Origin of the sequence: Lactobacillus sp. ESL0700, from assembly GCF_029392095.1 — a bacterium.
Taxonomy (GTDB): domain Bacteria; phylum Bacillota; class Bacilli; order Lactobacillales; family Lactobacillaceae; genus Lactobacillus.
This window is the reverse complement of the sequence record NZ_CP113930.1, coordinates 1,068,088-1,089,005: the sequence shown is the minus strand read 5'-3', so window position 1 is coordinate 1,089,005 and position 20,918 is coordinate 1,068,088. Positions and strand designations below refer to the sequence as shown.

The window sequence follows — 20,918 nt, the reverse complement described above, 5'->3', positions numbered from 1 at the left end:
AACAATGGATTTTACCACTAATGATGGTATCCGTTTGCATTATTACGATACAAATGAAGCTAAACCTGTGATTGTGGCAATCCCAGGTATTGGTGGGTCAAGTCAGATGTGGCTTGAGGTCATGAAATTATTTAAAAATGACTTTCGTTTCATTATCTTCGATCCACGCAATCAGGGTCTGTCACAAAGAACGTATAAGGGACAAAGAATTAGTCGCCATGCTAAAGATTTAGCTGAACTATTTCAAAAGCTTGATTTACATGATGTGGTTGCTATTGGTAATTCAATGGGAGCAGCTACATTATGGTCTTATCTTTCTTTATATGGTGCTTCTCGGTTACGGGCAATAGTTGATTTGGATCAACCACCAAAGATGATTCATGATCAAACTTGGCAATATGGCTTCAAGGAATTAACTTGGGATAATTATCCTCAATATTTAAAAATCGACTTTGGCAATGCATTCTATGCTCATATTGATGATCAAATGTTTGCAAAAGCTAAGAAGGAAGCTAAGGAATATCCTTATCGCGCCGAAGATAATTATCTCTGCTTAATTGATCATGCTGAACAGGATTGGCACGATGTTTTAATGGACATGACGATTCCAATGCTTGTTTTAGCAGGAGAAAATTCACCATTTTTTGATTATCATTTTGCATTTCAAATGCAAAACCTTAATTCTAAAATTCAGGTTCAGATTATCAAAAATTGTGGACATCTAGTTCAAGCGGAACAGCCACTTGCAATGTATCAAGCAATTATTAATTTCTTAAAGGATGTGACCCAATGGACCAAATCGTAGATCTTTATTTAAACGATCAAACAGTTCGGACTAAATGGGAAAAATTCTTAATTAAATTGGGCTTACACGATTTTAGTTCTCGCGAAGTTAACGTCATTGATCATACTTTAGGTATCATTAATGATGAAGGCGAATTAGTAGGAACGGGGAGTGTGGCCGGCAATGTTTTAAAATATATTGCTGTTTGTAATCAGGGTGCAACTCCTGGCAGCCGTTTTAATCAAATGGTGACGGCTTTACAACAATATCAATTTAACCGAAAGATTTTTCATAATTTTGTATTTACTAAAACGCAATACTCAACTAGTTTTCAACATCTTGGCTTTACAGAATTGGCTCATACTGATGTAGCAGCTTTTTTGGAAAGTGGTACGCCAGATGTAAATGACTACTTGGCTACAATTCCGCAAGTAGAAGGCCAAAAAGCTAAGAAGGTAGCGGCAATTGTAATGAATGCTAATCCTTTTACTTTGGGTCATCAAAGGCTTGCTCAGTTAGCTAGTCAAGAAAATGATTTAGTTTATATTTTTGTTGTGGCAACAGATGCTTCCTTATTTAAAACTGAAGAGCGGATGCAGCTAGTAAAGAGTGGAACTGCTGATTTAAAAAATGTCCATGTTGTTAGTGGTAGCGACTACTTAGTTTCGCAAGCTACCTTTCCGGCATATTTCTTAAAAAGTCCGGATGATTTAATTAAGACGCAAACTACAATTGATGCACGTGTTTTTAAAAACATTATTGCACCTAAGTTGGCAATCAATCGGCGATATTTGGGGACGGAACCTTTCTCACATACAACTAATTTCTACAATAAGAGTTTAATTAATGAACTCAGCCCCCAGATTGAAGTCAAGATTGTGCCAAGATTTAGCAATAATGATCAAGTAATCACTGCAACTCGAGTAAGGCAATTAATTAAAATAGGTGACTTAGCAGCAATTAAGTTGCTCGTTCCGAATACAACAATGGACTTCATTAAAAGTAATCAAAAAGTTTTGCAGACTAGAATTCAGAAAGGAATGAATATTAATGGAAATTAAAACAATTGGTGTCGCAGGAACTTTAGAATCCTCAGATATTCAAATTATGATTTCTAAAGGTAATGATGGGATTCAAATTGATTTGGATTCAGAAGTAATCAAAGCATATGGCGATCAAATTAAAAAGGTGATTACTGATACTTTGGAAAAGTTTGGTATTAGCAATGCGAAGGTCAAAGCTACTGATAAAGGTGCACTTGATTGTGTCATTGCTGCACGTACTTTAGCTGCAGCACAAAGAGCTACTGAAACTACTGATAAACCAGAATTGGAGGTATTGCAATAAATGACTTACGTAAAGAATCGTTTGCGCCGGACGATGATGTTTGTGCCCGGCAATAATCCAGCAATGGTTAAAGATGCTGGTATTTATGGTGCAGACTCAATTATGCTTGACCTAGAAGATGCCGTTTCCTTAACTGAAAAGGATGCAGCCAGAATGCTTGTTTATAACGCAATTAAGCACGTTGATTTTGGTGGTGCTGAAATTGTCGTTCGGATTAATGGTCAAGATACGCCATTTTATGACGAAGATGTTAAAGCGATGGTTAAAGCCGGTGTTGACGTTATTCGTTTGCCAAAGACTGAATCTGCTGAAATGATCCAAAAATTAGTTAAAGACATGGAAAAAGCAGAAGAAGAATATGGCGTTGAAAAAGGTTCAATTGGTGTCATGGCAGCGATTGAAAGTGCTAAAGGTGTTTTGAATACACCAACTATTGCTACAGCAACACCTTTAATGATGGGTCTTGCTGTATCTGGCGAAGATTACACTGCTGATATGCATACTCATCGTTATCCAGATGGTCGTGAATTGGAATTCGCTCGGAATATGGTTCTTCAATCTGCTAGAGCAGCTGACGTTTATGCTTTTGATACTGTCTTTTCAAATATGAAGGATACTGAAGGCTTTTATCGCGAAACTAGATACATTTATGAGCTTGGTTATGATGGTAAGTCATTAGTTAACCCGCGGCAAATTCCAATGGTTAATGATGTCTTCAACCCAACTAAAGAAGAAATTGAAAACGCTAAAAACGTTCAAAATGCAATTAGAGAAGCTAAAGCTAAGGGCTCAGGTGTTATTTCAATGAACGGCAAGATGGTTGATAAGCCAGTTGTTGCTAAGGCAAACCGTGTTATTGAAACTGCCAAGGCTTCTAACTTAATTGATGAGGAGGGTAATTACATTGGAGAATAAAGTTAATCGCGAATTACCAGACAATTTAATGTCAGAAATGAATTTAAAGCCATTTACATCAGCTACTATTGGTAATCCGGAAGTTCAAAGAGTTGCGCCTAAAGTGCGAGTTACTGCTGGTGAAGACAAGGTTGTCGATTCACTTGACGATGTAATTAAGAATAATCTTAAAGATGGGATGACGATTTCTTTCCACCACCACTTTAGAAATGGTGATTTTGCCTTCAATAAAGTAATGGATAAAATCATTAACATGGGTTATAAGGATTTAACTCTGGCACCATCTTCACTTACCGGCGTAATGAACGATAAGGTGATTGAGGCTATTAAAAAGGGTGTTATTACCAACATTGTTTCTTCAGGAATGCGTGGTTCACTAGGCGACTTTATTTCTCATGGTGGTTTAAAGAATCCAGTTATTTTCCGTTCACATGGTAATCGTGCACGAGCAATTGAAGAGGGCGATATTAAAATTGACATTGCCTTTCTCGGTGTACCAGTTTCAGATCCAGCTGGTAATGCAAATGGTCAAGATGGTGATGCTGTCTTTGGTTCACTCGGCTATGCTTTAATTGATGCGCAATACGCTGATAAAGTGGTTTTACTAACCGATAATATTGTCGATTATCCAAATACTCCAGCTTCAATTAAGCAAGATCAAGTTGATTATATTGTCAAAGTCGACAAGATTGGTGATCCAGATAAAATTGGTTCAGGAGCAACTCGTTTTACTAAAGATCCAAAAGAATTAAAGATTGCGCAAATGGTTAACCAAGTAATTGTTAATTCACCATATTATAAGCAAGGCTTTTCATTCCAAACCGGTTCTGGTGGTGCTGCTCTAGCCGTAACACGTTATTTACGCCAATCAATGCTTGATGATGGTATTACAGCCTCATTTGCATTAGGTGGTATTACTAAGCCAACAACTGACTTACTTGCAGAAGGCTTAGTTAAGAAAATCATGGACGTACAGGACTTTGATAAGGGTGCCGCAGCTTCAATGGCCCAAAACAAAGACCAACAAGAAATTGACGCTTCATGGTATGCGGATCCTCATAACAAGGGTGCAGTTGTTAACAATTTGGACGTTGCTATTTTGTCAGCATTGCAAATTGATACTGACTTCAACGTTAACGTAATGACTGGTTCAGACGGTGTCATTCGTGGTGCGATTGGTGGTCACCAAGATGCAGCCAATGCCAAAATGACAATTATTACTGCGCCACTCGTTCGTGGTCGGAATGCAACGGTAGTTCCTTCTGTTGAAACAGTAGTTACACCAGGAGACTCCATTGATGTTTTGGTAACGGAACGCGGGATTGCCATTAATCCTAAACGGCAAGATTTAGTTGCTGCATTTAGCAAAGTTCCAGGTTTGCAAATTCTTGACATTAAAGATTTGCAAAAGATGGCTGAAGGACAAGTTGGTGTACCAAAGCCGCTTGAATACACTGATCGGACTGTTGCTTTAGTTGAATACCGTGATGGTTCAATTATTGATACTATCAAGCAAGTTAAAGACTAAAAAATTATAAATTAAAAGCGTGGAAACAAGTTAGAGCTCGTTTCCACGCTTTTTTAGTTATAATAATTAATAAAAAGGAAGTTTATCATGAATCAATCAATTTTTTTAACGGGAACACCGCAAAGTATCCCAGATGTGTTAGCCGCTAAAGATCAACGTGTGGTATTGCAAGCGCAGCTGTTTAATCAGAACCCCAAGAGCACATTGCTAGATATAAAATTAAATATTCCAGGACCAATCAAAAATAACCATTACTTAAAGCAGCTTTTTACAACGGGCTGCACAAATTTAGAAAAAAATTTGAAAGCTCAAGGTTTTAATTATGACTTGGCAGCGAGCTGGGATAATCCTAGTGGCTGTGAAAATTTTTATTTATTAGATGCTAATGCCAAAGATGTAAAACAGGTCGCAATTGCATTTGAAGACGGAAATAGGTTAGGGCGTCTTTTTGATGCTGATGTCTTGGTTAAAGATCAAGATGCAGCTTTATCACGGTCGAAGCTGGGTTTGCCTGTTCGTCGTTGCTTTTTATGTAATCGACCAGCTAAAGAATGTGCGCGATCACGGCGTCATAATGTGGCAGAATTACAAAATTATATTAGTAATATCTATAATGAAGAATTTAGCTAAATTCAATATTTTTGCGCAGTACTCGTTCAGCAATACCGCTGGTAGTGATTAAGTGGGTAACAATGCCGCTTCGTAATGCACCTAAGAGAGCATCTTCCTTGAAGCGATTTTTAACAATGACAAACCGCTTGGGAATCCGCATAATTTCATCAAAACTAATTCCACAAATATGAGTTTCAATTGGCTGGAAGAAGTTGCCGTTAATATCATACGGTCGACCAAAAATCATGCCAGCAACGCGACTGCGATCGATATTTCTAAATAATTTATCTGCATAATAATCCATGAAGAATTGTCCAGATTCTAAGGATTGAGCGGTCCCAATACTTGCAAAAACCAAGTCGATTCTAGGATAAAAAGTTTTAATGTATTCAAAAAATGGCTCTTGCATAATGTCTTGAACAAAGCCCGGATTGATGGTGTACAGTGGAGCTGGAAATGTTAAACAATTAGCGCCAAATTTATCAGCTGCCTGCTGTACCAGCTGGTTTTTTCTTTTACTTGCATTAACAGCTTGGCCGACAAGCTGAACAAAAGTTAGGTTTTCACGTTCAGTTTCAGGGAAATTATTAATAATATCTCGAATTAACGTTCCCCAAGTTAAGCCAACTACGTGAGCTGACTTAGTATAATTTTGAATTTGCTTAGCAGCGTAATTAACGATCATTTCGTTATCTTGGTTTTTCGTTTCCAAATCTTCTAAAATGTATACTTCTTTTAAATGAAAGATTTGTTGAAACTTACGCTCTAATTTTTCGGCCCGCTTTGGACTTTGATAGATACTAATTTTTACAATTCCTTTTTCTTCGGCTTCCTCTAACGCCTTGGTAATCAAGTAACGCGAAAGGCCGTATTTTTTGGAAATGTCAGCGATATTTAATTTGCTTAAAAAATAATCGTGTGCGATATTTGCAAGCTGTTCATCTGTTAATAATGTCATTTTCCTATTCCTTATATATTTGTATTAATCTATATTATATTACAAATGAAGAATTTTGCTTGATTGTTTTACCCTGTATATAGAAAATATTTTACTTATTTTTGCTAGATGAAACTACTCGAGTAAATCACAGAACTTTCCTTCAGTAACTTTTTGAAGGTCATCAGGACTTAAGAAAACGCTGCGGCCAATTTTACCACTGGAAACGCCAATTTTTGCTTCATTTTTCATGCCACTATCTAGAAAAATTGGAAAATGATGCTTAAAATAGATACCAATCGGCGTATTTGCACCATGAACATAACCCGTGGTCTTTTCTAAGTCTTTGAGGGGTAGCATTTCGCACTTTTTATTACCAGAGTTTTTAGCTAGCTTTTTCATGCTTAAATGCTCGGTAACAGGGATAACACCAACAAGCGGTCCTGTTTTATTACCTGTGCAAACCAAGGTTTTGTAGACCAAATGTTCTTTCTCGTTTAAAATAGAAGTATCCATTTGGGCAACACCACCAGAATCCTCATGGGTTGTAAATTGTGTTTGTTCATACGGAATTTTATTCCGATCTAAAATTTTTTCAACTAATGTTTTTTCAAGTTTATTTTTTTTCTTTGCCATATTTATCACCTTTTTTATGATAGCATTGCCTGGATAAAAATAAAAAGGGAGTTTTAAGTTAAAATGAAATTATTAATTATTAAAATTGAAACTAGCCATGAAGTAGAAGACGCACTTAGTGTCTACAGCCAAGATGTCTTGCATGCTTTAGGAACTGAGACTAGAAAGCGGACAGATTTTGAGCATGCCGGTTGGGAGCACGACTCGACGATTGTTAATTTAGATGAAATTAAAGACTTGCCCGAAGACATGCAATTTTTCGCATATTTTGATGAAGAAGCCGATGCTAACGAGCTGGTCCAAAAATATCATGATAAACTTGCTGAATTGAAGGGCTATGGCTTGGCGATCGGTTCAGACAAAATTACGACATCTTACATTCAGGATCAAGATTGGAACACTGCTTGGCAAAAATTTTACCATGTAATTGATTTTTCTCGCCATTTAGCTATTGTGCCAGAGTGGGAAGACTATCAACCTGCCTTTAAGGATCAACAATTGATTAAGCTGGACCCAGGTTTGGCCTTTGGTACTGGTAACCATAAGACAACACAACTAGCAATGATGGGTTTGGAACGGACAATGACAACGCCTAAAAGTGTAATCGACGTTGGGACTGGCTCTGGTATTTTAGCAATTGCTGCTGCACTTCTTGGTGCTAAAAGTGTTGAGGCTACTGACATTTCTGATGAAGCAGTCACGGCAGCTGGTGAAAATATTAGCCTAAATAATTTAACCAATATTAAGGTAGAAAAAGCCAGTTTATTACAAGGTGTTTCTGGCAAATTTGATATAATTGTAGCTAACATTTTAGCTGAAATCCTGCTAGATTTGATTCCGCAAATGGACGAACATTTAAATGAAGGCGGCCAGATTATTTTCTCAGGTATTGATTACTTGCAATTAGATAAAATCAAGGCTGCTCTTGACCAGCATGGCTTTAGGATTACCTTGACGATGTCTCAAGATCGTTGGGTCGGGCTAATAATTGAACGCAAAGAAAAGTAAAAAAGACTATAATGTAAAGTTAGGTAAGGAAGAACAGATTGATTATTAAACTCAAACAATTTAAGCAAAAAGTCATGGCAATCCCGCTAATTCGTAAATTAAATCAATTTCAGGCAATGCCAATCATTTGGTGGAGCTTATTAGTCGCGCTGCTACCATTTGTCTTTAGTTTGCTGCGGATACCAATTATTTTCCGTGTTGGCTTACTATTCATCATTGTTAACAATATTATCAGTTACCACGTTGGCCGCCTATTAATTAGCCTTAAGTTGCCAGAATATTGGCTGCTTGTGTTACCAATTATCTTTTGTTTAGCAATGCTGATTAGATTTGCTAAATATAATTTATTGTTCGGCCTTATTTATCTTATTTTTGAAATTTTTGGATTAATGGATAGACATATTTATAACTAGAAAGGGCGATTTAAATGTCGAAATACATTGAAATGACGCATGATCAGGTAATAGCTGCCTGTAAGAAGTACATGAATGACAAGCAAATTGCCTTTGTTGAAGAAGCTTATGAATTTGCTAATGAAGCTCATAAAGATCAAAAGCGGGCTTCAGGGCAGCCCTACATTGTACATCCGACTCAAGTAGCAGGCACCTTGGCAAATCTGGGACTTGATCCTGATACGATTGCTGCCGGTTTTTTGCATGATACGGTTGAGGATACGCCAGTTACTAACGATGATATTAAGGAAAAGTTTGGCAAAGATGTTGCCTTTATCGTTGATGGGGTAACGAAGCTTAATAAGTACGAATATAAATCGCACCAAGAATTTTTAGCCGAAAATCACCGCAAGATGTTAATTGCAATGGCCAAGGATATTCGCGTTATTATGGTTAAATTGGCTGATCGGTTGCACAATATGCATACCTTGCAGCATTTACGGCCAGATAAGCAGCGCCGGATTTCTTCAGAAACAATGGATATTTATGCTCCACTTGCTGATCGCTTGGGTATTGGGACGATTAAGTGGGAACTAGAGGACATGAGTTTCCATTACCTGAATCCCAAGGCTTATTATCAAATTGTAAATATGATGAGTCTAAAGCGCAGCCAACGTGAAAAGTACATTCAGGATGCAATTAGCACGCTGGAAACTAGTCTTGATAGTTTAGGCATTAAATATGAAATTTATGGTCGTCCCAAGCATATTTATTCCATTTATAAAAAGATGGTTAATAAGCATAAGGACTTTGATGAGATCTACGATTTATCTGCGGTTCGGGTGATTGTTAACACTGTCAAAGATTGTTATGCCGTCTTAGGTGCAGTTCATACCAAGTGGAAGCCAATGCCAGGCCGCTTTAAGGACTATATTGCGGTGCCTAAGGTTAATGGCTATCAATCACTTCATACCACAATTATTGGTCCTGGCGGCCGGCCCTTAGAAATTCAGATTAGAACTAAACAAATGCACGAGGTTGCTGAATACGGGGTCGCTGCTCACTGGGCATACAAGCGTGGTAATTTTGCCGGTGTTGAACAAACCAGTTCGAACGAGAAGCTGGACATGGTTCGTGAAATTTTAGAGTTAAAAGATGAAACTCAAGATGCTGGCGAATTTATGAAGAGTGTCAAAAGTGAAATCTTTTCTGATCGCGTTTATGTTTTCACGCCCAAAGGCGAAGTTTATGAATTACCTAAAGGTGCAGTGACACTTGATTTTGCTTATCAAATCCATACGCAAGTTGGCAGTCATGCTGTTGGTGCCAAGGTTAACGGCAAATTAGTGCCACTTGATTATAAATTAAAAAATGGTGATGTGATTGACATCATGACCCAGTCAAATGCGACACCGTCGCGTGACTGGATGGATATTGTTAAGACCTCGCGAGCACGAAACAAAATTCGCCGCTATTTCCGTAATTTAGACCGCGAAAATAGCATCGAACAGGGCGAGCAAATGGTTGCTGACAAGTTGCGTGACCAAGATCTGTCTCCTAAAGAATTTATGGACAAAGACCATCTGGAGAAGGTTCTAGACCAGTTTAATTACCATACTGCTGATGAAATGTTTGCTTCAATTGGCTTTGGTGATCTGTCTGCAATCAGTGTTGTCAATAGACTTACGTTGGACTTAAGACGACAAGAAGAACAGCGCCGCCAAAAAGAGCTTGAAGAAGAGATTCTAAATTCTGGTCAAAAAGCCGCTTCATCACCGCAGGCTAATAAATCTGCTAATTCGCCGATGACAATTAAACACAAGAACGGCGTAATGATCCAAGGCATTAGTGATTTAATGCTCCATTTAGCCAAGTGCTGTAATCCTGTTCCTGGCGATAAAATAGTTGGCTATGTCACCAAAGGTCGCGGGGTAACTATTCACCGTGCAGATTGTCGGAATATTACTAACGACGCAGCAAGTCAAGGCCGCCTGATTGAAGTTCAATGGGAAAACGTTGAAGATAGTGCTAAACAAGCCTTTAATGCCAATATTGAGGCCTTTGGTTATAATCGTGAACGACTTCTAAGTGATGTGATTACAAAATTAAATACTGTTACGACTAATATTAGCAACTTATCAGGTAAGGTAAACGAAGATAATATTGCTCATATTTATGCTACCGTAGCAGTTAAAAACGCAGCTCAACTTGATGAAATATTAAGCAGATTGCGTGATGTACCAGACATTTATGAAACACGAAGGGCGGATAATTAAGTGCGAGTAGTAATTCAACGGGTTAATCATGCCCAAGTAAAGATTGAAGGTCAGACTGTTGGTCAAATTAAGCGCGGTTTACTGTTGCTAGTCGGTATCAAAGAGGGCGATGACTTAGCAACGGTTCAAAAAGCAGCGGCTAAGGTAGCTAAAATGCGAATCTTTGAAGATGAAAACGGCAAGACTAATTTGGCAATTAGGGATGTTGGCGGTGAAATTTTAAGTGTTAGCCAATTTACACTGCTAGCTGATACTAAGAAAGGAAATCGCCCAAGTTTTATCGAGGCAATGAGACCGCCGAAATCAAAGCAATTATGGGAAGGCTTCAATCAAGAATTGGTTAATGCAGGTTTGCATGTTGAGACTGGTGAATTTGGTGCAGATATGAAAGTTACACTTGAAAACGATGGCCCGTTCACAATCGTGCTAGATTTATAAAAAACGGCAGAAATTTGCATTCTAGGTTGACTTTTTGCCCTTAAAACTATAAGCTAAAACAAGAATTATCAATGACAAAGATTGAAGATAGCAATTTCTATTAAAGAGACCGCTTGACTGGTGCAAAAGGCGGATAGAAAGCTAACTGTGACCCCTTTAGCAGATAATGTGCGCGTCGCGAGCGTTATTCGTAGCAAACAAAAGGTGGTACCGTGCGAAATTTAGCGCCCTTGATTTTTTCAAGGACGCTTTTTTATATTTAAAAGGATGATTAAATGAGAGTTCAAAAACCAAAAGGAACAGTCGATATTTTACCTGAACAATCTGGTTCATGGGAAAAAGTCGAACAAACTGTCCGTGACTTCTTTAAACAAGCCAATTACCGAGAAATTAGAACACCGAGTTTTGAAAACTATGAAGTCTTTTCACGTTCAAGTGGTGAGACTTCTGATGTTGTTGAAAAGGAAATGTACGACTTTAACGATAAGGGTGGCCGGCACATTGCTTTGCGGCCCGAAGGGACTGCTGGTGTCGTCCGTGCTTATGTTGAAGACAAAATGTACGCTCCAGAAGTAGTCAAGCCGTTTAATGTTTATTACATTGAATCAACCTTCCGTTATGAACGCCCGCAAGCTGGCCGGCAACGTGAATTCCATCAAATTGGGGTTGAGAGTTTCGGCTCCAGCAATCCACTAGCAGATGTTGAAACAATTGTTTTAGCTCATGATTTACTGGCTAAACTTGGCGTTCAAAATTATGAGTTGCACATTAATACGTTAGGCAACGCCCAAGTGCGTCAAGACTACCATGATGCGTTGGTGAACTATTTTACGCCACTAAAAGACCAATTGTCTGATGATTCTAAGCGACGTTTAGAGAAGAATCCGCTGCGAATTTTGGATTCTAAAGATGAACAAGACAAGCAATTTTTACCAGATGCACCAAAAATTATTGATTATTTAGATGCAGATTCTAAAGCCAACTTTGATGAAATTACCAGTATTCTTGATCAACTTAATATTAAGTATGTGATTGATAATGATTTAGTTCGCGGGCTTGATTATTACACCGGAATTATTTTTGAATTTATGGTTGAAGATAAGAGCTTATGGGAATCAGCTACTACTATCTTGGGTGGTGGTCGTTACGATCACTTGGTACAAGAGTTTGATGGTCCAGAAACACCAGCTGTTGGTTTTGGGATTGGTGAAGAACGGATGATGCTGGTCTTGCAAAAGCAAAATCCAGCTCTGTTTGCCGATCAAGGAATTGACTTTTTCATTACCAATATTGGTGAAGGAACTGGAATTAAAGCCGTTGAAATTGCCCGTTCATTGCGTAAGCAAGGCTTTAGAGCTCAATACGATGTTGACCAAAAGAAATTAAAGGCGCAATTTAAGAAGGCCGACCGCGTTCACGCCAAGTTCGTTATTACTCTTGGTGCAAAGGAATTGGCTAATGGCACACTAAATATCAAACGACTATCTGATGGTAAGACAATCGATTTGCAGCTTGAAGATGTTGATGACATGAAGACAGTTATGGAACAATTAAAGGATTAATTATGGAACAAATGGAAAAAAGAACAGACTACTGCGGCAATATTACTACTGCATATCTTGACCAAGAAGTTAATTTGTATGGTTGGGTGCAACGTGTCCGCAATTTAGGAAATTTATTGTTTATTGATTTACGTGACCGCGAAGGCCTGGTACAAGTTGTTGTTAACCATGATTCCGGTGAAGAATTAATGGCAACTGCCGAATCACTTGGTAGTGAATATGTTGTTCAGGTTAAGGGACAAGTAGTTAAGCGTTCAAGTGTAAATCCAGAAATGAAAACTGGAGAAGTTGAAATTGAAGCTTCTGAAATTAAAGTTTTAAATAAGTCCCAAACACCGCCATTTGAAATTAAAAATGACATTGAAGTTGGTGAACAGACTCGATTAAAATATCGTTATCTTGATTTACGTCGTCCAAGTTTGCAACAAGCAATTATTTTACGGTCAAAGATTTTACGTGCAACCCATGAATACTTTGATGAGAACGGTTTTATTGATATTGAAACGCCAATTTTAGGAAAGTCTTCACCAGAAGGTGCTCGTGATTATCTTGTACCATCTAGAATTTATCCAGGCAGCTTTTACGCTTTACCACAATCACCGCAATTGTTTAAGCAATTATTAATGGGTGCGGGCTTTGACAAGTACTACCAATTGGCAAGATGTTTCCGTGATGAAGACTTGCGCGGCGACCGTCAACCTGAATTTACTCAGATTGATATGGAAACGTCTTTCACTGATGAGCAACAAGTCCAAGATTACACCGAAGGTTTACTCAAGAAAATCATGAAAGATGTTATGGGTGTTGAATTAAAGACGCCGATTGCGAGAATTTCTTGGACCGACTCAATGAACAACTATGGTACAGACAAGCCTGATACTCGTTTTGGCATGTTGATTCATAATTTGAACGATATTTTTGCAGATAGTGACTTTAAGGTCTTTTCTAGTGCAATCCAAGATGGTGGCTTCGTTAAGGGAATTGCCGTTAAGAATGGTGCCGAAGCATATTCACGTAAGCAAATTGAGAAAAAGCAAGATTACATTAAACGTTATCATGCTAAAGGCTTGGCTTGGGTTAAATTCGAAAATGGCGAATTTTCAGGACCTGTTAGTCGTTTCTTAACGGATGACAACCAAGCAGCTTTAATCAAGGAATTTAACCTTGAAGGCGGCGAATTACTTGTCTTTATTGCTGATAAGTGGAAAGTTTGTTGTGATTCTTTAGATCATTTACGGCGTGAATTTGCCAAAGAAACAGGAATTATTCCTAAGCATGTCTTTGACTTTGTATGGGTTGTTGACTGGCCATTGTTTGAATATGATGAAGGCTTTGGCCGTTGGATTGCTGCGCACCACCCATTCACAATGCCTGATGATGAGGGCATTAAGTTACTTGATACTGACCCACATAAAGCACATGCTCGCAGTTACGACATTGTAATGAACGGGGATGAACTTGGCGGTGGTTCAATCAGAATTCACAAGCGCTCAATTCAAGAAAAAATGTTTAAGGCTCTTGGCTTTACTAAGAAGCGAGCATATGAACAATTTGGTTACTTGCTTGATGCGCTTGACATGGGCTTCCCACCACATGCTGGTTTGGCTATTGGTCTTGATCGCTTTGCAATGATGCTAGCAGAGAAAGACAATATTCGTGATGTTCTAGCATTTCCAAAGAATGCTAGTGCATCAGAACCAATGATGCATGCTCCAGCACCCGTTGCTGAGCAGCAATTAACTGACTTGGGTATTGAAGTTGAAGCACAATATCAAGAAAGCGTTGCGCAAACAGAAGCTCGGTTAGAAGAAGAAGCACAAAAAGATGCGGACCAAAACGCAACTTGGGATGAAGAATAAAAAATGAAAAAAAGCGGTGTGATTGGTTAAATTCACATCGCTTTTTTTCAAAATAAAGGAGGCACAAAAATGGAAGCTAAATATCATCGGGCATTTGGTGTATATGGCATTATATATCAGCAAGAAAAATTAATTGTAATCAAAAAACATGGAGGTCCATACACCAATCGCTATGATTTGCCCGGAGGCAGCCTTGAGGATGGCGAAAAACTCGAAACTGCAATCGTGCGCGAAATCCAGGAAGAAACAGGGTTAACTACACTTGAAGCAGTTCAATTAGGAATTACTTCTTTTCGCTATCCTTGGGACTATCAAGAATGGCATTTTAATCAACATCTTTGTGTTTTTTATCAAGTTAAGCAGTGGCAGGGACAACTGCAAGATACAGTTAAACAATTTGTTGGCCAAGATTCTCTTGGAGCAGTTGCTGTTTCTTTAGAACAACTTAATTTGGAAAACTCATCACCGCTAGTTTTAAAGGCCAAAGAGTTTTTGCAGAACAGTCAGAAATTTGATTCAGCTGACCAAACCTTCTCGTCATGGCCAGTATTAACTAAGGCAGTGTATTAAAAAAACGATAACCAGCAATGGTTATCGTTTTTAGATTGATGCCTAATTATTTTAAGTTGTTTAAAAATGTTAAAGCAGCATCGTAGTTTGGTTCATTGGTCATTTCGTAAACTAATTCTTGGTATAAAACTTCACCATCAGCTGAAATAATCCAAACACTTCTTGAATCTACGCCACTTTCAAGGTAAAGACCCATTGCTTCACCGAAGTTATGACTTTCATCAGATAAAATTTCCATGTTTTTAACGCCTTCAGCAGCACACCAATTCTTTTGGTCAGCAAGGGTATTAGTAGAAATCGTGTAAAAGTTAATGTCAGAATATTTGTCAACTTCATTGTTGAAACGCTTGGTTGAGATACTGCAGACACTAGTGTTAAGGTCAGGAACAACACTAATCAAAGTTGGCTTGGACAACAAGTCAGCTTTAGTAGCTTTGCTGCCATCGGCTCTAACTACAGTAAAATCAGGTAACTTTTCACCAACCTTAGGTGGCTCACCGTTAGTATATAGAGGCTCGTTTAATCTTGTAATTTTCATAATAAAATCCCTTCATTTGACTAATGTCTAATTTGATAAATTATTTATCTATTCAATTTTACTATAAAAAACTCCGAATTACGTCTACTTTGCTTAACGCCTATAAGTTGCTGTCGACATAATTAGTAATGCGTCGAACGGATTCTTGTAAATCCTCAGCAGAAGCTGCGTAAGATAAACGTACATAGCCTTGGCCACCTTTGCCAAAGTAGCTACCAGGCATTAGTGCAACCTTGGCTTTATTAGCTAAATCAATCGCAAATTTCACATCATCTTGCCCGAACTTGGCTGGAATTTTAGCAAAAATGTAAAATGCACCTTCAGGGGTGGCCATGCTAAAGCCACATTTGCGTAAACCAGTTTCGATAATCTTTAATCGACTTCCGTAAGTAGCGCGAGCAGCAGGATAGTCGGCTGCACCGTGGACTAAGGCTTCGGTTGCGGCAGCTTGGACGTTGTCAGTTACCGAAGTAATTAAAAATGAGTTAACTTTAATTACTGACTTCATGAGTTCTTTAGGTCCAGCCATATAACCAATCCGCCAACCAGTCATTGCAAAACTCTTGGACAGACCCGATAAGAGCAGTGTCCGTTCAGGAATGATTTGCGTGAGCGAGTAGTGCTTTTTGTCACCATAAATTAATTCTGAGTAGATTTCATCAGTGACGGCAAAGAGGTTATTATCGGTGATAACCTGTGCTAGTTCTAATAAATTTTGCTTACTATAAACGCGACCAGTAGGATTGGATGGGTCCGTTAAAATAACGGCTTTTGCACCTTTGCCTTCATTTGCCAGTACCTTCTTTAAATGAGCTGCAGTCAGGAGAAAGTCGTCTTGTGAAGTATCGACTTCCACTGGAATTGCTCCAGCCATTTCAATAATGCCAAAATAAACGCCCCAAACTGGAGTAGGTACTAAAATTTTATCACCAGGATTGAGCAAGGTCATACAAGCAACATTCAATGCTTCAGTTGCACCAACAGTAGCACAGATTTCGGTGGCAGGGTCGTAGTCAACGCCTAAACTCTCATTTAAGTAATTACTAATTGCCGTTAATAATTGTGGTTGGCCAGCTTCTGGAGCATAGTGAGAATCGTCTTTTTCAATATCAACAATCGCGGCTCGTTTAATATGTTCTGGGGTATTAGCATCAGGTTCACCAATGGTTAACTTAATAATCCCCGGAATTTTAGATGTTTCGTTATTAAACGTAGTTATCTGCGAATCAGCTAACTGCGCAATTTTATGATTGATTGTTCCAGACAAATTTTTTGCTAGATGAGGCATAATTAAAAAATCCTTTCTGTTAATTGTTTACCTTTTAATTATAAACCATACGACAATAGTGAAATTATAAAATAAAAAATTTAATTAGTCCTTAAAAATGACCGAGTAAGCGAATTTTTGTTATAGTTAGGACGAAAGATGGTGGTATTTTATGGACCAAGAAAAAAAGAACGAGCGCTTAAAGGAATTAACGCAAGATCAGTATGCATCAACGCAGAACGCGGCGACTGACTATCCTTTTAGTGGCAAGTATGATGATTTTTATCAAAAGGGAATTTATGTTGATATTGTCTCAGGTGAGCCATTATTTTCTAGTGAAGACAAATATGATGCTGGTTGTGGTTGGCCGAGTTTTACTAAGCCAATTAAAAAATTAACTTATCATCGCGATCAATCGCATAATATGGAGCGAACAGAAGTCAAAAGTCCCGATGCAGATTCGCACTTGGGACATGTCTTTACTGATGGACCAGCTGATGAAGGCGGGTTAAGATACTGCATTAATTCGTCTGCATTAAAATTTATTCCGTATGATAAACTTGAACAATCAGGCTACGGCGAATATCGAAAATTATTTGCTTAATTTTTGAATAAAAAAAGAGTGTTAGAATTTTTCTAACACTCTTTTTAGTTTAAACGATTTCTTGTTCCCTAAATCGTCCATAAACGCGTTCAACTTCGCTAACGCTCATGAAAGCATAGGGATCGCATTTTTTAATAATTTGCAAAATGTCATACATATCGTAGCGGTCGATTACCGTAATTAAAACCGTTTTTTCATCATGGCTGTATGCACCTTCGACATCATGAAAGATGGTAATTCCCCGGTGCATCTTTTCTTGAATGCCATCAATAATTGTTTGGGGATGTTCCGTTACGATTGTCACCTGCAACTTTTGGTGTTGCGTATAAACGGCATCAATCACCCGACCATTAATAAAGATGGTTAGGGCAGAATACAGGGCGCGGCTCCAGCCAAACGCAAATCCCGCAGCAGCGATAATCACTAGGTTAATCATAATGTTAACTTTGCCATAACTGGCACCGGTTTTCTTTCTAATGACAATACCGATGATATCAAGGCCACCAGTTGAAATGCCGTTTTTAAGTGCAAAACCTGTTCCTAAGCCGTTTACCATGCCACCAAAGATAGCACAAACTAATGGATCAACGTGCATGTTGATGGGATTAATTACGTGCATCATGATTGACCCTAAAACAACTGAAACGATGGTAAAAAAGGTAAATTTATGACCAATTTTGAACCAGCCTACCAGAAACAGGGGAACATTAAGCGCAAAGTACATGACCGAAGTGGTCAATGTAAAAGGTAAAAAGCGCTCGCTCAGCGTATTTATCAGTTGGGCAAACCCAGTTACTCCGGAAGAGTACATATGACCTGGCGTCCAAAAGAAATTTAACGCAACGGCAACCGCTAACGAATAGAAGAAGGCTGCTGAAATTTTGGAAAGTAAATTATATCTTCTATTAAACTTATCCAATTGATCCATATAGTTAGTAATAACTCCTTATAATTAAAGGTTTTAGGACTTGGTGCTTGATCTTTATGTACCAAGTATCCTAAAACATTACTCAATTCGTTTTCTATTTTATCATTAATTTTCCTTTTTTCCTTCCTAATAATTTTAAAAAAGGTAATCTTTAAAGACTAAAAAAACCACCAGCAATTAGCTGATGGCTTATGTGGACGATTTAAACTAAGTAAAAAACATATCTGTATTTATGATAGTATAATTATTGTTATTATAAGTATATACTAAAAGGAACGTCCACGTATTTAGTATACCACTATTTTGTTATCTTTTGTTTATTAAAAATTATTTTCCCCAGTGTTCCTTAATGAAGTTTTCACGGCCACCGGCTTCTTCAATAGAATATCTTAGTGGATCTTTTTTGTAAAAGTCTTGGTGGTAATATTCAGCATCATAAAAATCGCTAGCTGGTTCAATTTTAGTAACAATTGGTTTGTCAAATTTACCACTATTTGCCAATTCCTCTTTTGATTGTTCTGCAGCTGCTTTTTGTTCAGGTGAGTTATAAAAAATTACAGGACGGTAATTGTCGCCGCGATCTTGAAATTGTCCTGAAGCATCAGTTGGGTCGGTTACTTGCCAGTAGTATTCGAGCAACTTTTTATAAGGCATTATTTGTGGATCAAAAGTTATTCTCACAGCTTCCGTATGTCCAGTATCGCCGGCACGAACCTGCTCATATGTTGGGTTAGCAACATGTCCGCCAGTATAACCCGAAATAACCGACTCAACACCCGGTAAACTGTCGAATGGCTTAACCATGCACCAGAAGCAGCCACCGGCAAAAATTGCGGTTTCTTTTTGATTAGGATTTTGTTGATCACTCATTATTAATTACCTCCGAAATATTTTTCTTATATTAAAACATAAATTGTTAAAAAAAGCTTATTAATTGTTGATTATTGCTCTTCAATTCCTAAATGATTCATAATTAGTGCCGCAGTTTCTTCAATTGAACGGTGAGCAACATTGATTACAAAGCAACCAAGCTTGTCATAAAGCTTCTTTGCGGAATCAAGTTCGGCTTTAATTGAATCAGTATTAGAATACGTTGTATTTGGGTTAAGGCCGTATGAAATCATTCTTTGGCGTCTAATTTCATTTAATACCGATAAGTCATTTGTGAGACCGATAATCTTTTTGGGATTGATTTTATAAATTTCTTTTGGAATATGGGTGTCGGGCACTAGCGGCAAGTTGGCAACTTTTAGGTTCTTATTAGCTAAAAAGAGTGACAGTGGTGTTTTAGAAGTTCTTGAAACTCCTAATAAAACTACGTCTGCTTCCAAAAAGCCCTTAGGGTCCTTACCATCATCGTACATTACGGCAAATTCCATCGCTGAAATTCGGTCAAAGTAGTGCTGGTTCATCTTGTGTTGGGCACCAATTTTTTCTAGGGGCCGCATGCCTGTGACCTTTTGCAAGGCTTCGATGGCAGGGGATAAAATATCGACACTCTGAACCTTGTGTTCCCGGACAAATCTAATTACCGGAATTTGCATTTCATCTTTAACCAAACTGTAAATAATAATTAAATTAGAATATTGCTCAATTTCTTCAAAAACATCATCAAGTTTGTCCTTATCGGTAATAAATGGGTAGCGGCGATAATTAACCTGGGCATCAGGGAATTGTGCAGCAGCCGCAATTGCGTTGTTAAAAGCAGTATCACCAGCAGAATCAGAAATGATAATGATGTTGACTTCTTTTTTAGTTTCTTGGCTCATTGTTAACTCCTTTTTAATCAATTATACATTTTTCAAAAATGCATTAACAGATTTAGTTAAAATAATGCTGTAAAAAAACTTTTTTAAAAATATTGCATGTATGTATTGACCCTTGCGTGAGGTTTGATATAATTTAAATAAATGTATGACGGTAACGTCAAGAAATGGAAGGAGGGATCACACATGGCCAAGACAGTCGTTCACGAAAACGAGTCTATTGATGATGCTCTTCGTCGTTTCAAACGTTCCGTTTCAAGAAGTGGTACCTTGCAAGAATACCGCAAACGCGAATTCTACGAAAAACCTAGTGTACGTAGAAAGCTTAAATCTGAAGCAGCACGGAAACGTAGACATTATTAATATATAAAGAAGCGACTTCTATCTGTTGATAGAGGTCGTTTTTTTACATTACAGGTAAATTTCGTTAATTGTTTTCTACCATGGACTAGATTTGCTATAATTTAGTTAGATTCTATATTTAGGAAGAAGGAGAACTTTTGAGTTTATCAGAACAAATTATGGCTGACATGAAGGAAGCCATGAAGGCACGTGATAAAGTTAGATTGAATACGGTGCGAATGATTAAGTCAGCCTTGATGAATGAAAAGATCAAGGCAGGGCACGAACTTAGTTCCGATGAAGAACTGACCGTTTTAAACCGTGAAAAGAAGCAGCGTGAAGAGTCGATTGAAGAATTTACTAAAGCTGCTAGAACCGATTTAGCTGATGAGACCAAAAAGGAATTAGCAATTGTGGAAGGCTACATGCCTAAGCAGTTGTCAGAGGATGAACTTGAACAAATTGTCGTTAAAACAATTGCCGAAGTTGATGCTAAAGGTAAGTCCGATTTTGGTAAGGTAATGAAGGCTTTAATGCCCAAGATTAAGGGCAAAGCTGATGGTAAAGCAGCTTCTAGTGCAGTGCGCAATCATCTAAATTAAGCAAGAA

Annotated in this window: 23 protein-coding genes; 16 read left to right on the top strand and 7 right to left on the bottom strand. The window is 38.0% G+C overall.

The window, feature by feature from the left end; all coding sequences use genetic code 11:
- The first annotated feature begins 4 nt into the window (after positions 1–4).
- The 6 genes from OZX63_RS05170 (at position 5) to citX (ending at position 5,204) form a co-directional block, all read left to right on the top strand.
- Positions 5–805, top strand: a complete 801-nt coding sequence (locus tag OZX63_RS05170) for an alpha/beta hydrolase (RefSeq protein WP_277142089.1) — start codon at positions 5–7, stop codon at positions 803–805.
- Positions 790–1,845 (top strand): [citrate (pro-3S)-lyase] ligase, encoded by a 1,056-nt coding sequence (gene citC / locus OZX63_RS05165; RefSeq protein WP_277142087.1) that lies wholly within the window; start codon positions 790–792, stop codon positions 1,843–1,845. Before OZX63_RS05170 ends, citC begins: the two co-directional genes overlap by 16 nt.
- Positions 1,835–2,131, top strand: coding sequence for a citrate lyase acyl carrier protein (citD, locus tag OZX63_RS05160; protein ID WP_277132893.1), 297 nt, complete (start codon positions 1,835–1,837; stop codon positions 2,129–2,131). Before citC ends, citD begins: the two co-directional genes overlap by 11 nt.
- Complete coding sequence (locus OZX63_RS05155; protein ID WP_277132891.1) at positions 2,132–3,046, top strand: aldolase/citrate lyase family protein; 915 nt, start codon at positions 2,132–2,134, stop codon at positions 3,044–3,046.
- Positions 3,036–4,574 (top strand): citrate lyase subunit alpha, encoded by a 1,539-nt coding sequence (gene citF / locus OZX63_RS05150; RefSeq protein ID WP_280924406.1) that lies wholly within the window; start codon positions 3,036–3,038, stop codon positions 4,572–4,574. The genes OZX63_RS05155 and citF overlap by 11 nt, the downstream gene beginning before the upstream one ends.
- A gap of 87 nt (positions 4,575–4,661) precedes the next feature.
- Positions 4,662–5,204 (top strand): citrate lyase holo-[acyl-carrier protein] synthase, encoded by a 543-nt coding sequence (gene citX, locus OZX63_RS05145; RefSeq protein ID WP_277142084.1) that lies wholly within the window; start codon positions 4,662–4,664, stop codon positions 5,202–5,204.
- On the opposite strand, the gene OZX63_RS05140 is transcribed toward citX, so the two are convergent.
- Positions 5,197–6,144: a sugar-binding domain-containing protein gene (locus tag OZX63_RS05140; protein WP_277142082.1), complete on the bottom strand. Its 948-nt coding sequence runs from the start codon at positions 6,142–6,144 to the stop codon at positions 5,197–5,199. The genes citX and OZX63_RS05140 overlap by 8 nt on opposite strands.
- A 114-nt stretch (positions 6,145–6,258) precedes the next feature.
- Positions 6,259–6,759, bottom strand: a complete 501-nt coding sequence (gene ybaK, locus OZX63_RS05135) for a Cys-tRNA(Pro) deacylase (protein WP_277142080.1) — start codon at positions 6,757–6,759, stop codon at positions 6,259–6,261.
- A gap of 63 nt (positions 6,760–6,822) precedes the next feature.
- Between ybaK and prmA the strand changes: the two genes are divergently transcribed.
- The 7 genes from prmA (at position 6,823) to OZX63_RS05100 (ending at position 14,864) form a co-directional block, all read left to right on the top strand.
- Entirely contained in the window at positions 6,823–7,767 is a 945-nt protein-coding gene (gene prmA / locus OZX63_RS05130) for a 50S ribosomal protein L11 methyltransferase (RefSeq protein ID WP_277142079.1), read from the top strand.
- A 38-nt stretch (positions 7,768–7,805) separates the two neighbouring features.
- Positions 7,806–8,180: a hypothetical protein gene (locus OZX63_RS05125; RefSeq protein WP_348535247.1), complete on the top strand. Its 375-nt coding sequence runs from the start codon at positions 7,806–7,808 to the stop codon at positions 8,178–8,180.
- Between the two features lie 14 nt (positions 8,181–8,194).
- Positions 8,195–10,435: a bifunctional (p)ppGpp synthetase/guanosine-3',5'-bis(diphosphate) 3'-pyrophosphohydrolase gene (locus OZX63_RS05120; protein WP_277142077.1), complete on the top strand. Its 2,241-nt coding sequence runs from the start codon at positions 8,195–8,197 to the stop codon at positions 10,433–10,435.
- Entirely contained in the window at positions 10,436–10,873 is a 438-nt protein-coding gene (gene dtd, locus OZX63_RS05115) for a D-aminoacyl-tRNA deacylase (RefSeq protein ID WP_277142075.1), read from the top strand.
- A 275-nt stretch (positions 10,874–11,148) separates the two neighbouring features.
- Positions 11,149–12,435, top strand: coding sequence for a histidine--tRNA ligase (gene hisS, locus OZX63_RS05110; RefSeq protein ID WP_277142072.1), 1,287 nt, complete (start codon positions 11,149–11,151; stop codon positions 12,433–12,435).
- 2 nt (positions 12,436–12,437) lie between these two features.
- Positions 12,438–14,294, top strand: a complete 1,857-nt coding sequence (aspS, locus tag OZX63_RS05105; RefSeq protein ID WP_277142070.1) for an aspartate--tRNA ligase — start codon at positions 12,438–12,440, stop codon at positions 14,292–14,294.
- Positions 14,295–14,363: 69 nt separating this feature from the next.
- Positions 14,364–14,864: an NUDIX hydrolase gene (locus OZX63_RS05100; RefSeq protein WP_277142068.1), complete on the top strand. Its 501-nt coding sequence runs from the start codon at positions 14,364–14,366 to the stop codon at positions 14,862–14,864.
- Between the two features lie 46 nt (positions 14,865–14,910).
- On the opposite strand, the gene tpx is transcribed toward OZX63_RS05100, so the two are convergent.
- Together tpx and OZX63_RS05090 are read right to left on the bottom strand one after the other, a co-directional pair.
- Positions 14,911–15,402 carry a thiol peroxidase gene (gene tpx, locus OZX63_RS05095; protein WP_277142067.1) on the bottom strand — a complete coding sequence of 164 codons (492 nt, stop codon included), beginning with the start codon at positions 15,400–15,402 and terminating at the stop codon, positions 14,911–14,913.
- 100 nt (positions 15,403–15,502) lie between these two features.
- The gene (locus OZX63_RS05090) at positions 15,503–16,690 is read right to left on the bottom strand and encodes an aminotransferase class I/II-fold pyridoxal phosphate-dependent enzyme (protein WP_277142065.1); all 1,188 of its coding nucleotides are present in this window, start codon (positions 16,688–16,690) and stop codon (positions 15,503–15,505) included.
- Positions 16,691–16,841: 151 nt separating this feature from the next.
- On the opposite strand from OZX63_RS05090, the gene msrB reads away from it, so the two are divergent.
- Complete coding sequence (gene msrB / locus OZX63_RS05085; RefSeq protein WP_277142063.1) at positions 16,842–17,273, top strand: peptide-methionine (R)-S-oxide reductase MsrB; 432 nt, start codon at positions 16,842–16,844, stop codon at positions 17,271–17,273.
- Positions 17,274–17,322: 49 nt separating this feature from the next.
- Here the strand turns inward: msrB and OZX63_RS05080 are convergent, their stop codons facing one another.
- The 3 genes from OZX63_RS05080 to OZX63_RS05070 all read right to left on the bottom strand — a co-directional run bounded on the left by OZX63_RS05080 (position 17,323) and on the right by OZX63_RS05070 (position 19,970).
- Positions 17,323–18,201: a YitT family protein gene (locus tag OZX63_RS05080; protein WP_277142061.1), complete on the bottom strand. Its 879-nt coding sequence runs from the start codon at positions 18,199–18,201 to the stop codon at positions 17,323–17,325.
- Between the two features lie 327 nt (positions 18,202–18,528).
- Positions 18,529–19,071: a peptide-methionine (S)-S-oxide reductase MsrA gene (gene msrA, locus OZX63_RS05075; RefSeq protein ID WP_277142059.1), complete on the bottom strand. Its 543-nt coding sequence runs from the start codon at positions 19,069–19,071 to the stop codon at positions 18,529–18,531.
- 71 nt (positions 19,072–19,142) lie between these two features.
- Positions 19,143–19,970 (bottom strand): pyruvate, water dikinase regulatory protein, encoded by an 828-nt coding sequence (locus OZX63_RS05070; protein ID WP_277142057.1) that lies wholly within the window; start codon positions 19,968–19,970, stop codon positions 19,143–19,145.
- Between the two features lie 183 nt (positions 19,971–20,153).
- Here OZX63_RS05070 and rpsU point away from each other — a divergent pair, with 183 nt between their 5' ends.
- Positions 20,154–20,330: a 30S ribosomal protein S21 gene (gene rpsU / locus OZX63_RS05065; protein WP_009560161.1), complete on the top strand. Its 177-nt coding sequence runs from the start codon at positions 20,154–20,156 to the stop codon at positions 20,328–20,330.
- Positions 20,331–20,467: 137 nt separating this feature from the next.
- Positions 20,468–20,911, top strand: a complete 444-nt coding sequence (locus OZX63_RS05060; RefSeq protein WP_277142055.1) for a GatB/YqeY domain-containing protein — start codon at positions 20,468–20,470, stop codon at positions 20,909–20,911.
- Positions 20,912–20,918 lie beyond the last annotated feature (7 nt).

Bases quoted from the DNA above. Each gene is read 5' to 3' on its own strand.
- msrB (WP_277142063.1), top strand. From the start codon at position 16,842: ATGGACCAAGAAAAAAAGAACGAGCGCTTAAAGGAATTAACGCAAGAT.
- citX (WP_277142084.1), top strand. From the start codon at position 4,662: ATGAATCAATCAATTTTTTTAACGGGAACACCGCAAAGTATCCCAGAT.
- OZX63_RS05170 (WP_277142089.1), top strand. From the start codon at position 5: ATGGATTTTACCACTAATGATGGTATCCGTTTGCATTATTACGATACA.
- OZX63_RS05140 (WP_277142082.1), bottom strand. From the start codon at position 6,144: ATGACATTATTAACAGATGAACAGCTTGCAAATATCGCACACGATTAT.
- OZX63_RS05100 (WP_277142068.1), top strand. From the start codon at position 14,364: ATGGAAGCTAAATATCATCGGGCATTTGGTGTATATGGCATTATATAT.
- prmA (WP_277142079.1), top strand. From the start codon at position 6,823: ATGAAATTATTAATTATTAAAATTGAAACTAGCCATGAAGTAGAAGAC.
- rpsU (WP_009560161.1), top strand. From the start codon at position 20,154: ATGGCCAAGACAGTCGTTCACGAAAACGAGTCTATTGATGATGCTCTT.
- tpx (WP_277142067.1), bottom strand. From the start codon at position 15,402: ATGAAAATTACAAGATTAAACGAGCCTCTATATACTAACGGTGAGCCA.
- OZX63_RS05090 (WP_277142065.1), bottom strand. From the start codon at position 16,690: ATGCCTCATCTAGCAAAAAATTTGTCTGGAACAATCAATCATAAAATT.
- citC (WP_277142087.1), top strand. From the start codon at position 790: ATGGACCAAATCGTAGATCTTTATTTAAACGATCAAACAGTTCGGACT.
- citD (WP_277132893.1), top strand. From the start codon at position 1,835: ATGGAAATTAAAACAATTGGTGTCGCAGGAACTTTAGAATCCTCAGAT.
- OZX63_RS05080 (WP_277142061.1), bottom strand. From the start codon at position 18,201: ATGGATCAATTGGATAAGTTTAATAGAAGATATAATTTACTTTCCAAA.
- OZX63_RS05070 (WP_277142057.1), bottom strand. From the start codon at position 19,970: ATGAGCCAAGAAACTAAAAAAGAAGTCAACATCATTATCATTTCTGAT.
- aspS (WP_277142070.1), top strand. From the start codon at position 12,438: ATGGAACAAATGGAAAAAAGAACAGACTACTGCGGCAATATTACTACT.
- ybaK (WP_277142080.1), bottom strand. From the start codon at position 6,759: ATGGCAAAGAAAAAAAATAAACTTGAAAAAACATTAGTTGAAAAAATT.
- OZX63_RS05155 (WP_277132891.1), top strand. From the start codon at position 2,132: ATGACTTACGTAAAGAATCGTTTGCGCCGGACGATGATGTTTGTGCCC.
- msrA (WP_277142059.1), bottom strand. From the start codon at position 19,071: ATGAGTGATCAACAAAATCCTAATCAAAAAGAAACCGCAATTTTTGCC.
- hisS (WP_277142072.1), top strand. From the start codon at position 11,149: ATGAGAGTTCAAAAACCAAAAGGAACAGTCGATATTTTACCTGAACAA.
- OZX63_RS05120 (WP_277142077.1), top strand. From the start codon at position 8,195: ATGTCGAAATACATTGAAATGACGCATGATCAGGTAATAGCTGCCTGT.